This is a genomic window from Phytohabitans sp. LJ34, assembly GCF_052068095.1.
GTDB lineage: Bacteria > Actinomycetota > Actinomycetes > Mycobacteriales > Micromonosporaceae > Phytohabitans.
In genome coordinates this window covers 103,800-116,470 of sequence record NZ_JBQHDG010000007.1, presented here as the reverse complement: position 1 = coordinate 116,470, position 12,671 = coordinate 103,800, and the positions used below count along the sequence as shown (strand labels likewise).

8 protein-coding genes are annotated in these 12,671 nt (G+C 69.9%); 5 read left to right on the top strand and 3 right to left on the bottom strand.

Annotation, left to right across the window (positions count from 1 at the left end; translation table 11 throughout):
* Positions 1-42: 42 nt before the first annotated feature.
* The 3 genes from ACTMTJ_RS14700 to ACTMTJ_RS14690 form a co-directional block, all read right to left on the bottom strand.
* On the bottom strand, positions 43-1,401 hold the full coding sequence (locus ACTMTJ_RS14700; protein WP_441216941.1) for a ricin-type beta-trefoil lectin domain protein: 1,359 nt from the start codon (positions 1,399-1,401) through the stop codon (positions 43-45).
* Positions 1,402-1,430: 29 nt separating this feature from the next.
* On the bottom strand, positions 1,431-2,951 hold the full coding sequence (locus ACTMTJ_RS14695) for an arabinofuranosidase catalytic domain-containing protein (protein ID WP_441216940.1): 1,521 nt from the start codon (positions 2,949-2,951) through the stop codon (positions 1,431-1,433).
* A 75-nt stretch (positions 2,952-3,026) separates the two neighbouring features.
* Positions 3,027-6,584, bottom strand: coding sequence for a ThuA domain-containing protein (locus ACTMTJ_RS14690; protein ID WP_441216939.1), 3,558 nt, complete (start codon positions 6,582-6,584; stop codon positions 3,027-3,029).
* A gap of 405 nt (positions 6,585-6,989) precedes the next feature.
* On the opposite strand from ACTMTJ_RS14690, the gene ACTMTJ_RS14685 reads away from it, so the two are divergent.
* The 5 genes from ACTMTJ_RS14685 to ACTMTJ_RS14665 are packed head-to-tail and all read left to right on the top strand — an operon-like array spanning position 6,990 to position 12,484.
* On the top strand, positions 6,990-8,489 hold the full coding sequence (locus ACTMTJ_RS14685) for a sugar ABC transporter ATP-binding protein (RefSeq protein ID WP_441216938.1): 1,500 nt from the start codon (positions 6,990-6,992) through the stop codon (positions 8,487-8,489).
* A complete protein-coding gene (locus tag ACTMTJ_RS14680) occupies positions 8,486-9,460 on the top strand; it encodes an ABC transporter permease (protein WP_441216937.1) in 975 nt (324 codons plus the stop codon). Before ACTMTJ_RS14685 ends, ACTMTJ_RS14680 begins: the two co-directional genes overlap by 4 nt.
* 2 nt (positions 9,461-9,462) lie before the next feature.
* Entirely contained in the window at positions 9,463-10,431 is a 969-nt protein-coding gene (locus ACTMTJ_RS14675; RefSeq protein WP_441216936.1) for an ABC transporter permease, read from the top strand.
* An 11-nt stretch (positions 10,432-10,442) separates the two neighbouring features.
* A complete protein-coding gene (locus ACTMTJ_RS14670) occupies positions 10,443-11,627 on the top strand; it encodes a substrate-binding domain-containing protein (RefSeq protein WP_441216935.1) in 1,185 nt (394 codons plus the stop codon).
* 5 nt (positions 11,628-11,632) lie between these two features.
* On the top strand, positions 11,633-12,484 hold the full coding sequence (locus tag ACTMTJ_RS14665; protein ID WP_441216934.1) for a sugar phosphate isomerase/epimerase family protein: 852 nt from the start codon (positions 11,633-11,635) through the stop codon (positions 12,482-12,484).
* Positions 12,485-12,671 lie beyond the last annotated feature (187 nt).

Below are 12,671 nucleotides of genomic sequence, written 5' to 3'. Positions count from 1 at the left end.
CGGCCCCGCCACCGCGGGACCGCCTTCAGCCGGCTACTTTCGCTAGGCGCGGGCCCAGCGCTGGTTGGCGCCGCTGTGGCAGTTCCACACGATCACGGCTGCGCCGTTCGCGGTGCCGGCGCCGTTGACGTCCAGGCACAGGCCGGTCTGGCCGCTGCTGATCGTCCCGTTGGCGTTGTGGGTCCACTGCTGGTTGGCGCCGCCGTGGCAGTCCCAGATCTGCACCCGGGTGCCGGCCGCGGCGTTGGACGGCACGTCCAGGCACTTGCCCATCACCCTGAGTTCCTGCCCGTTCTGGCTGAACTGCTGGTTGGCGTTGTTGTGGCAGTCCCAGATCTGCGCCTGCGTGCCGTTGGCCGAGTTCGCCCCGCTGATGTCGAGGCAACGGCCGGAGGCCTCACCCCGGAGCCGGGACCCGGTCGGGTTCGGCGTCGTCGACGACGTGGGGCTCACGGTCGGGCTGGTGGTCGGGGTCGTCCCCTGGAACTGCGCGAAGAACCGCCACACCTCGCCCTTGGTCCAGGTACGGGCGCCGTCCTCGCAGCCGGAGCAGCCGTCCACCGGAGCCGGTCCGTGCCCGCTGTCGTACGCGGCCCACTGCACCGGGTACCCGGCCCGGCACGAGTACAGCGTGGTGACGTGCTGCCCGCTGCCCTGCGACGGTTCGCGCGGGCTCTGGGCCGCGCAGCCGTTGTTGCGCACGAACGTGTCCCGCAGCGAACGTCCCTGAGAGATGTTCAGGACGTTGTCCGAGATGCCATGCAGGCCGAAGTAGGCGATCGGCTGGGTGCCGCCGCTGCATCCGCTCAGCTGCGCGCCGGAGTAGGCCGCGACCGCCCGGAAGACGTTGGCCCGGGCGCACGCGATCGCGTAGCTCATGCCGCCGCCGTAGCTGAAGCCGAGGGCGAAGCGCTGTGTCGTGTCGACACAGAGGGCGTCGTCGATTCGCCTGATCATGTCGTCGACGAACGTGATGTCCTGACCACCGGGGTTGGCCCAGCCGTTGCCGTTGCCCTGTGGCGCGACGAGGATCGCGCTGTTGTTCGACTGCTCCTGCATCCCGTAGTAGGACCAGGTGCTTCCGCTGCTCCCGCCCGAGGAGACGTCGTTCATGGTGCCACCGCGCCAGTGGAACGCGAAGATCAACCGGTACGGGTTGTTGTTGTTGTAGTTGGCCGGGACCCGCAGGATGAAGCTGCGGTTCTGGCCGCCGCTCTGGATCGTGTGCGTGCCACTGTTCAGACCCGGGGCCTTGCCACATCCGGCCGTCGCGGCGAGGGGGACGACGTCCGCGGCCGCCGACGCGAGCCGGATGCCGACGAGGCCGGCACCGGCCAGCACGACCGTGCCGGCGACGGCGAGCAGTGCGCGCCATCGGTGCCGATTGATGCCGTGGGGCATGGAGGTACTCCGTTCTCTCGGGGGTGCGGTCAGCGGTACCCGGCCGCGACGATGTTGGCCTGTACCGCGTTCTCGGTCGCGTCGGACGGGTAGCCGGCGACCATGGCGCCTTCGTAGAAGGTGCCGGCGCTGAGGTTGGCGCCGCCGCCGGGCTTGCAGCAGTCGCCGCCGCTGCCCAGGATGATGGCGCCCTGCTTCTTCATCGGGCTGTAGCCGGGCGGCAGCGCGCCGTCCCAGAGCGTGAAGAGGTTGCCCGACTGGGCGTTGCTGCCCTTGATGGCAAAGCGGGTCGTCCCGTTGTTCTTGAGCGTCGCGGTGACGAACTTGCTGGTGAACGCCCGCTGGTTCGGGTTCCAGGTCTGGCTGCCGCCGGGGTAGAGGCCCCACTCGAGGTCGGCCTGCACCCAGGGGCCGGTGCCGGAGCATCCGCCGAACCAGCATTGGGTGCTGAAGTTGATGGCGTCCATCGCGCCGGCGGCGTCCGCGGACCGGGTCGTCTCGCTGTTGCCGTAGTCGAAGCAGCAGCCGTTGTTGACGTGGGTGCCGCTGGTCACCATGTACATGCCCTCGGGGGCGCTGCCGGTCGGCACGCCGGTCAGGTGGCCGTCGCGCCAGTAGCTGTTGCCGGGGTTGATGTAGAGCGAGTAGGCCTTGCTGCCACCGACGGTCAGCGACTCGGACGTGGCGATCGCCGGGCGGCTCTGTGTCGAGCCGGGGACGACGCTCGATCCCTGGTACCACAGGTCGTTGCCGCGGCCGGACTGGTCGTAGACGACGGTGATGACGCACGTGGTGCCGGCGCAGAACGAGTCCTGGGTCGACGCGTTCGCCGCGCCGCCCGCGTTCAGGACGGCGACGTCGCGGGTCGTGTTGTCGGACGAACGCCGCACCTGGTAGAGGTTGCCGTTGTACGAGCCGTACAGCGCGCGCGTCGTGCTGTGTGCGGCGACGCAGGGCGTGCCACCGGAGGCGTAGATGTCGCACGGGCCGGCACCGGTCGGTGGCGGGCTCGTCGGTGGGGTGGTCGGTGGGGTCGTCGGCGGAGTCGGCGCCGGCGAGTTCCACTGCTGGTTGGTCTGGCCGTGGCAGTCCCAGAGGATGACGTTCGTGCCGTTCGTCGTGCCCTGTGCGTTGGCGTCCAGGCAGCGGCCGGACTGCACGCCGGTGATAGTGCCGTTGGAGTTGACGTTCCACTGCTGGTTGTTCTGCCCGTTGCAGTCCCAGATGATGACCGCGGTGCCGTTGGCGGTGCCCCTGCCGTTGGCGTCCAGGCACTTGTTGCCGTACACCGTCAGCTGCTTCGACGACGTGTACGTCCAGGTCTGGTTGGCGGTCCCGGCGCAGTCCCACAGCTGGGTCTGCGTGCCGTTGTTGGTGCTGGAGTTGGGGACGGCCAGGCACCGTCCTGACTGGACGCCCGTGATCGGGGCGCTCTGCCCCGGCTGGATGGTCGCCGCCACCGCGGTGCCGGCGACGAGGGCGAGGACGGATGCGGCGCCCGCGACGAACAGTCGCCTGTACGCGCGGCGCCGAGATTTCGGAACGACCATGGCGGTTCCTCGGATGTGGTGGGGGAGGGATGCTCCGGCACGCGCCCGGCGCGCCGGAACATCCCAGCTGATGGGCTACGCGGCGGTGAACCGCCACTGCTGGTTGCTGGCGCCGTGGCAGCTCCACTGGAGCAGGCGCGCGCCGTCGGTGGTGGCCGCCCCGTTGACGTCGATGCACAGTCCACTGGGGACGCTCTTGACGGTGTAGACACCGGACGTGGCCGTCGCCGTGACGAGGAACTTCTGCTGGTTGCTGTTGTTACAGGTGAACTGCTGGAGGAACGCGCCCTGTGCCGTGGAGCCGCCGGTCACGTCGAGGCACTTGTTGCTGTGCAGCGGCTTGAGGTAGACGGCGCCGCCGCCGGCGTCGACGGCCTGCCACTTCTGGTTGTTGCCGCCGGTGGCCGCCCACTGGACGACCTGAGCACCGTCCGCGGTGGACACTCCGTTGACGTCCATGAGCTTGTTGCTGTGCTGGGCCGCGACGGTCCAGGTCCGGCCGGCTATGCCGCCGGGGTTGGGCACGCCGACGCCCACGCCGGCTCCGCCGAAGGTGAACGAGTCGAGGTCGAACAGGCTGGCGGAAGAGCCCTTGAACACCATGTACAGCGTGTGGGTTCCGGACAGGGCGGCGGTGTTGACGGCCGGCGTGGACTGGTAGTTGTCCCAGCCGCCGGTGCTGGACACCGGTGTGGTGGCCAGCAGCGTGCCGGTCGGTGAGTCGGCGCGCAGCTCGATCGATCCGCCGCCGCCGCTCGGCGACGACAGCCGGTAGCTCACGCTGGTGATGCCCGACAGGCTCATCGGGCTGAACGCCACCCAGTCGTTGTTGGAGATGTCACCGACCCGCTTGCCGCTCTCCGCGCCGGCCTGGTCGACGACCCGTACCCCGGACTGGTTGGTGTAGAACTCGGCCTGCTTGTGCTTCGGCTGAAGCACCGCGTTGGCGTACCCCGTCAGCGGGGCCGCGCCACCGGCGCCGCCGGCGTCGGTGTAGCGGGCGTTGAGGACGTAGTACAGGTTGGCGCCGTCCGGGTGCCCGCCGAGCAGCTCGGTGGAGATGGTGCCCGAGCAGCCCGGGTAGTCGGTCGTCTCGTGCTGGTGGTCGTCGTGGCCGAGGGCGGGGTTGACGAAGACCTTGGTGCAGTCGATCGTCCCGCCGTCCGGGTCGGTGACGCTGACGGTGTACGAGACGCGGTCGCCGAAGTTGAGCATGCCGCCACTGGACGGGACGGTGATGGTGACCACCGGCGCGGAGTTTCCGACGGTGATCTGCACGTTGGCGAACGCCGTCCGGGCGGTGTTGTCGGTGACCTTCAGCTGGGCGGTGTAGTTGCCGTTGGCGGTGTAGGTGTGCGACGGGTTGGCCGCCGTCGACGTGCCGCCGTCGCCGAACGTCCACTGGTAGCTGAGCGTGCTGCCCGCGTCCGGGTCGGTGGTGCCGGCGCTGCTGAACTGCACGGTCAATGGCGCGTTGCCACTGATCGGTGTGCCGGTGGCCTTGGCGATCGGCGACCGTCCACCGTGGATGTAGTCGATGCGGTAGAGGCCGGAGTCGTTGTTGCCGCCGCCGAAGTTGGAGCCCCATTCGAGCAGGTACAGCGAGCCGTCCGGGCCGAACTCCATGTCCATCGGCTTGATGAAGTTGCCCGCGGGCAGGAACGGGTTGGTGCGCGTGACGGCCGTCGCCGAGTCGAAGTGCACTTCCTTGATGTAGTTGCGGGTCCACTCGTAGAAGAAGTGGACGCCGTCGTAGTACGGCGGGAACTTCGTAGCCGACGGGTTGGCCGCGTTGTACCGGTAGACCGGTCCGCCCATCGGGCCCGCGCCGTTGGCGCCGAGCTCGGGGAAGGTCGGCGAGGTGCCGTAGCCGTACCACATGTTCGGGGCGACGATCGGCTTGAGACTCGTCAGGCCGGTGTTGTTGGGCGAGTTGTTGACCGGTGAGTTGCAGTTGAACTTCGCGCCCACCGCGCCCGTGTCCGGGTTGAACGGCGCGTACGGCTGGTTGTCGCCATGGCAGAACGGCCAGCCGTAGTTGCCCGCCGTCTTGATGACGTTGAGCTCGACGAGCCCCTCAGGGCCGCGGTTGGTTGTCGGACCGCCCCGGTCCGGGCCGTAGTCGGCGAGGTAGACCCACCCGTTGGCCGGGTCGATCGAGAACCGGAACGGGTTGCGGAAGCCCATCGCGTAGACCTCCGGCTTGGTCTGCGCCGTCCCTTGTGGATAGAGGTTGCCGGCCGGGATGGTGTACCCGCCGCCGGCCGAGGGCCGGATCCGCAGCAGCTTGCCCCGCAGGTCGTTGGTGTTGCCGGCGGTGCGGGCGGCGTCGAGGTTGGCCTTGCCCGACCGCCAGTCCAGCGGGGCGTAGCCCTGCCAGTTGGCGTCCAGGTTGGGCGGCGTGTCGTCACCGGTGCCGATGTAGAGGTTTCCGTCCGGCCCGAACTCGATGTACCCACCGGTGTGTCCCGGTTCCGGGAACGTGCGGTCCCGGTACGCGGGGATGTCGATGATGGTGACGCCGCTCGACGTGTTGAGGGTGTCGCCGGTGAGCGTGAAGCGGGAGACCCGGTTGACGTCTGTCGTGCTGCTGGCCGGCGAGTGGTACAGGTACACGTAGCCGTTGCTGGCGAAGTTGGGATCGAGCGCGATGCCGGTCAGGCCGTCCTCACCGCCGGTGTAGACGCTGAGGGTGCCGGCGGTGACGGTCGAGCTCGTGGCCGGCCGGAAGATCTTCACCTGGCCGCCGCGCTGGACGTAGATGACCCGCCCGTCCGGTGCGACCGCGAGGGCCATCGGGTCGGCGGTGTTGTCGTCGAGCGTGCGCTTCTCGAAGTTGCTCCATACGGTGCCGCCGCAGTCGCCGGGCTCGTTGCCGGCGGCCCACTTGACGCCGCCGAGCACGTGGTTGCGGAAGTTGGTCTCGCTGTAGGACGCGATCGCGTGGCCCATCGCGGTGGCCCACACCCGGCCGCCACCGGTGTTGCGGCACCAGGAGATCGGGTGGTCCGGGCCCATCGCGCGGGAGCCGGGGTTGTAGGTGCGCTCGTCGGCCGTTACCAGGACGTGCACGTTGCCGCGCGGGTTGCGGTCGAAGTTGTACCACTCCTCGCTGCGGTTCCAGCGGTCCGGCAGGCTGGCCGTCGACGGGTGCTTCTTGTCGGCGACGATGGCGGTGCCGGGCAGCACGCCGGGGGAGTGTTCCGGCATGTGCGCGCCGGCGTTGATGGTCTGGTCCCACCACGGGTACTCGTTCTCGATGCCCATGTCCGTGGCGTTGTGGACGGCGACGATGCCTTTGCCGCTGGCCAGGTATCCCTCTACCGCCTGGCGTTGGGCCGCGGTGGTCCACACCATGCCGGAGGTCTGGAACATGATGAGCACGTCGAACGTGGCCAGGTTGGCCGGAGTGAATACGTTCGCGTCCTCGGAATGCACGACCTCGAAGTTGTTGGCGGCGGCCTGTTCCTGGAACATCGTGACGCCGGCGGGGATCGAGTCGTGGCGGTAGCCGGTGGTTTTGGTAAACAGCAGAGCGCGAAACGCTGGTGCCGCTGACGCTGGCTGGACGACGATCGCGAGTGACAGCAACAGTCCCGCGATCGCCCCGATGATCAATGTGCTGCGACGCATGCCGTCTCCTATTTCGGCGGGGGGCAACGAGGCTGCGACCACGGGCACGCGGCGTCACACCTCCGGCGCGCCAGGCGTGCCGAAAGCGTGCGTGTGCCGATCAGATCGTCATGCCGTCCGCCGCGACGGGCAGTCAGGTCCCTACGGGACGTAACGCAGCGTTACATCAAATGCCGCCGCGTCCCGTGGTCTGCGGGGCCAGCATGCCGGCGGACATCGCAGTAAGTCAATACGACCCTGGTGGGATCGATTCCATAACACATTTCGCGGTGCGAGTTTTCGCATTGATCCGCGCGAGATCACCGGGATTGTCAGCGCTCCCCGAAGCATCTACGCTCTCGTTCCGCGCCGTGCGCAAACGATTCGACTTATCTCTCCCGACTACGCATCGTAGGGGCCTGTGTGATGTCCGACGCTCTCCTCGCTCTCCGGGGCATCGGCAAGTCGTTCCTCGGCGTGCGGGTGCTCGACGGAGTCGACCTCGACGTCGCGCCGGGGGAGGTGCACGCCGTCGTCGGTGAGAACGGCGCCGGCAAGTCCACGCTCATGAAGATCGTGTCCGGGGTGTACACACCCGACGAGGGGACGGTCGAGTTCGCCGGCGCCCGGCGGGCGTTTCACGGGCCGCGTGACGCCCAGCGGGCCGGCATCGGCATCGTCCACCAGGAGTTCAACCTGCTACCCGAGCGCAGCGTCGCGGAAAACGTGTATCTGGGCCACGAACCGCTACGCCGCGGGCTCGTCGACCGCAAGGCGATGCTCGGCAAGACCGCGGCGCTGCTGGCCTCCATCGGGGAGAGCGCGTTGCCACCCGGAGCCCGGGTGGGGCAGCTCGGTGTGGCGCGGCAGCAGGTCGTCGAGATCGTCAAGGCGCTGGCGCTCGACGCGCGGCTGCTCATCATGGACGAGCCCACCGCGGCCCTCGCCGACCACGAGGTCGAGCAGCTGTACGCGCTCGTGCGGCGGCTGCAACGGCAGGGGATCGGCGTGCTGTACGTCTCGCACCGCCTCAAGGAGGTCTTCGACCTGGCCAGCCGGATCACCGTGCTCAAGGACGGCCGGAAAGTGACCACATTGGACAGCGCGGCCACCGGGCCCGACGAGCTGGTGCGGCACATGGTCGGCCGGGAGCTGTCCAGCTACTACCCCGACCGGGGGCGGCCGGACGAGCTCGGACCGGTCCGGCTCACCGTCCGCGGTGGAGGCAACCGGAAGCTGCGCGGCGTCGACCTGTCGTTGCGTCCCGGCGAGGTGGTCGGCGTCGGCGGACTCCAGGGCTCCGGGCGGTCGGCGCTGGCCCGCGCCCTGTTCGGCGCCGCGCCGTTCACCACCGGCGAGGTCACGCTCGACGGCGCGCCGGTACGGCTGCGCTCGCCCCGCGCCGCGATGCGCGCCGGCATCGCCTACATCACCGAGGACCGCAAGGGCGAGGGCATCGTCGCCGGCCAGTCGGTGCTCGACAACGCGCTCCTGGCCAGTCGCGCCGTCCTCCCCGCCCGGCCCAGCCGCGGCGCCCGCGCCGCCCGGGTCCGCGACCTGCTCGCCGCCGTCGACGTGCGCGCCGCCGGCGAGGACCAGGAGATCCGCTTCCTGTCCGGCGGCAACCAGCAGAAGGTCATGCTGGCCCGCTGGCTCGCCCTCGGCCCCAAGGTCCTGCTGTTCGACGAGCCGACCCGAGGCATCGACGTGGGCGCGAAGTCGGCCATCCACGACCTCGTCCGCCGCCTCGCCCGGGACGGCGCGGCCGTACTCATGATCTCGTCCGAGCTGCCGGAACTGCTCGGGATGAGCGACCGCGTCGTCGTCATGCGCGAGGGCCGGATCGCCGGCGAACTACCCGCCGGCGCCACCGAAGAGGACGTCCTCGCCCTCGCCCTCGGCACGGAGCGGGAGCCGGCCCGATGAGCACCGCGCTGCGCCTGCCGGCCAGGCGGACCGCGCCGGGCGTCTTCGTGGCCCTGGCCCTCACGCTGGCGATCGGCTGGCTTGTCGTCGCCATCGACGGCGGCCAGCTGTTCACCCAGCCGACAACGGTGAGCCTGTTGCACGTGGCCACCGCTCTCGGTCTCGTCGCCGTCGGCCAGACGCTGGTCATCATCGGCGGATCGCTGGACCTTTCCGTGGCCTACGTGGTCAGCCTCAGCACCCTCGTGGCGGCGCAGACCATGAACGGCGGCGACGGAGCGCTGCTGCCGGCGGTCGGCCTGACGCTCGTGGTCAGCGCCGGGATCGGGCTCCTCAACGGCGTGCTCGTCACCAAGGCGCGGATCAACGCGTTCATCGCCACCGTCGGCGTCGGGCTGCTGCTGAAGGGATACCTCGACAACGGCTACGACGGCCCGGCCGGCAAGACCGCGCCCGCCCTCGTGCAGAGCCTCGGGTACCAGCGCGTCGGGCCGGTGCCCGTGGCGTTTCTGCTGCTGCTCGCCGTCGCCGCCGCGGCCTGGTTCGCGCTCGCGCGCACCCGCTTCGGCCACCACCTGATCGCCGTCGGCGGTGACCCCGCGGTCGCCCGGCTCTCCGGTGTGCGCAACGACCGGGTGCTCGTCACCGCGCACGTGCTGTGCTCGCTCTGCGCCGGCCTCGCCGGGATCTACCTCGCCAGCCGGCTCGGCTCGGGTGCGCCGCGGGTCGGCACCGAGGGCCTGTACGACCTGGAGTCGATCGCCGCGGTGGTCCTCGGCGGCACGGCCCTGGCCGGCGGGCGCGGCGGCGTCGCCGGCACGGTCGGCGGCGTGCTGCTGCTGGCCAGCATCGACGCCATCTTCAACCAGCTCGAGGTGGACGCGTTCTTCAAACAGGTGATCCGTGGCGTGATCATCATCGCGGCCGTGGCCATCTACGCCCGCCGGGCCCTGCGGAAGGCGGCGTCCTAGCCATGCGGATCGCCGAGCTTCGCCCACCGCGCCTCCGCGCCGGCGGCGTCCTGCCGATCGTCGTGATCCTCGCGGTGCTGCTGGTCCTGATCGCCGTCCGGCAGCCCGACTTTCTCGCCCCGCCGTCGCTCATGTCGTTCCTCGGCCGCTCCGCGCCGATCATCGTGCTCGCCGCGGGGCAGTACTTCGTGATCGTCTCCGGCGAGTACGACCTCTCCGTCGGCTCGCTCGTCACCGCGCAGGTCGTCGTGGCCGCCCGGCTCATCGACAACGACCCCGCCCGCACCTGGCCGGTCGTCCTGCTGCTGCTCGCGTTCGGCGCCGCCGTCGGCCTCGTCAACGGCCTGGTCACCACCCGCCTCCGGGTGCCGTCCTTCATCACCACCCTCGGCATGTTCCTGATCCTCGTCGGCGCCGTGTACCTGTGGTCGGACGGCGCACCGAAGGGCGGGCTCTCCGAGGAGTTCCGGCGGTTCGGCCGGCGGGCGTTCGAAGACGTGCCCGGGTTGGGGCGCATACCGTATGCGCTGCTCGTCCTGCTGGCGGTGGCCGGGCTCGCCGCGCTGCTGACCCGCGCCGACTTCGGCCGGACGCTGGTCGCCGTCGGCGGCAACCCGCGGACCGCCGAGCTGAGCGGCGTGCGGGTCTGGCGCGCCAAGACCCTCGCGTTCGTCCTCAGTGGACTTTCGGCGGCGGTCGCCGCGATCCTGCTCGGCGGATTCAGCGGCGTCTCGTTCCAGGCCGGTGCCGGCCTCGAGTTCGGTGCGATCACCGCGGTGGTCCTCGGCGGCGTCGCGCTCGGCGGCGGTCGGGGCTCTGTCGCCGGCGCGATGCTCGGCGCGCTGACCCTCGAGACACTCTTCGCGCTCATGAACTTCTACGGCGTTTCCGGCGCCCTCAAGTCGACCGTCCAGGGCGCGATCATCCTGCTCGCCGTGGCGGTCTCGTCCGTGCGTTCCTCCTCCAGGTAAAGGGGACACAAGTGAGGCGTTCCATAGCGGTACTGGCGGTCGCCACCCTGCTGGCGCTCGCCGGCTGCGCCACCGACGAACCGGCACCGACCGCGTCCAGCACCGCCTCGGCGGCCGCCGGGTCGGGCACGGGGGAGCAGTCGAAGTTCTTCGTGCAGGCCGACTACGACAACGAGCTCGCACTGCTCGGCGCCACCGCCACCGGGCCGTCCGGCAAGCCGTGGGAGCAGGTGCTCAACCCGAAGATGGTGGAGACCGCGAAGTTCAAGAAGCCGGGGCCGTACAAGCTCTGCTTCTCCAACGCGGGTCTGAACAACCCGTGGCGGCAGGTCGGCTTCAAGACCATGCAGGCCGAGGTGGACACGCACCGGGGCCAGATCAAGGAGTTCGTGCACGTCGACGCCGAAGGCAAGGACCAGAAGCAGATCGCGGACATCAACGACCTGCTCGGCAAGGGCTGCCACGCGCTGATCGTCTCGCCGAACACGACCGCCACGCTCACCCCGGCCGTCGAGGCGGCGTGCCAGAAGGGTCTGCCGGTCATCGTGTTCGACCGCGGCGTCGACACCACCTGCCCGGTCACGTTCATCAACCCGATCGGCGGCTACGGCTTCGGCCACGTCGCCGCGGAGTTCGTCAGCCAGAAGATGAAGCCCGGCGGCAAGCTGCTCGCCCTGCGCATCCTGCCCGGCGTCGACGTACTGGAGACGCGCTGGTCCGCGGCGAAGGTCGCGTTCGACAAGGCGGGCGTCGACGTCGTCGGCGTCGAGTTCACCGACGGCGACCCGGCCAAGACCAAGAAGATCGTCGGCGACTACATCCAGCGGTACGGCACGATCGACGGTGTCTGGATGGACGCCGGCGCGGTCGCCGTCGCCGCCGTCGAGGCGTTCCAGGACGCGGGCGCGGCCGTGCCACCGATCAACGGCGAGGACCAGCTCGACTTCCTCAAGCTGTGGCAGGACAAGAAGCTCACCGCGATCGCACCCACCTACCCCACCTACCAGTGGCGCACCCCGATCATCGCCGCGCTGAAGATCCTCGGCGGCGAGCCGGTGTCCAACCCGTGGAAGCTACCGCAGCCGACGATCACCCAGGACAACCTAGGCGAGTACATCGACCCGGACATGCCGCCGCTGCACTACGCGATGTGCGGCTGCACCGACCTGCCCGGCTATCCGCAGCGCTGGAAGTAGGTGGCGTGCGCGCCATCGGTGTCAACCCGTGGGTGTGGGCCTCGCCGGTCGACGACGAGGCCCTCGCCGGCCTGATCCCGCGGATCGCCGCGTTCGGCTTCGACGCGGTCGAGCTGCCGCTGGAGCAGCCCGGCGACTGGGATCCCGCCCGCATCCGCGACCTGCTCGACTCGCACGGCCTCGCCGCGGCCGCCGTCTGCGCGGTCACGCCACCCGGACGGGACCTCGTGAACACCGCACCGGCCACTGTGGAGTCCACAGTGGCGTACCTGAAGACCTGTGTGGACAAGGCGGCCGCCGTCGGAGCACCGTGTGTCGGCGGCCCGGTCTACGCCGCGGTCGGCCGGACCTGGCGCATGACGGCGGCGGCCCGCACGGCCTGCTACACGGACTTTCGCCGCGCGCTCGCACCGGTGGCCGACCACGCGGGCGAGCGCGGTGTGAGCATCGGCGTCGAGGCGCTCAACCGCTACGAGACAAGCGTCGTCAACACCGTGGAGCAGACCCTCGACCTCGTCGACGGACTGCCCCCGAACGTCGGCATTATGATCGACACGTACCACATGAACATCGAGGAGGCCGACCCCTACGCCGCCCTCGTCACGGCCGGCCCCCGCGTCAAACACGTCCAGGTCAGTGGCACCCACCGCGGCGCGCCCGGCGCGGACCACTTCGACTGGCCCCGCTTCTTCGCCGCGCTGGCGGTGACCGGCTACGGGGGCGCCGTCTGCATCGAGTCGTTCACCGCACAGAACGAGACCATCGCGACCGCCGCGTCGATCTGGCGCCCGCTCGCACCGTCGCAGGACCTGCTCGCCCAGGAGGGCTTGGCATACCTGCGAACGGTCATCCGATGAATCGGCCACATCGGCACGCAAAAGCCCATCCGCCGCCCGGACGCGGCGACCGCCTCGTGGCCTCCTGCCTGGCGCCGAAGGAGGCGCAACCAACGGCGGACGGACGGGGCCTACGCGGATCGACGGGAGTCACTTGACATGAACGTAACGGGCGCTTAACGTGACGGCTGTCTGACGTCATACGTCA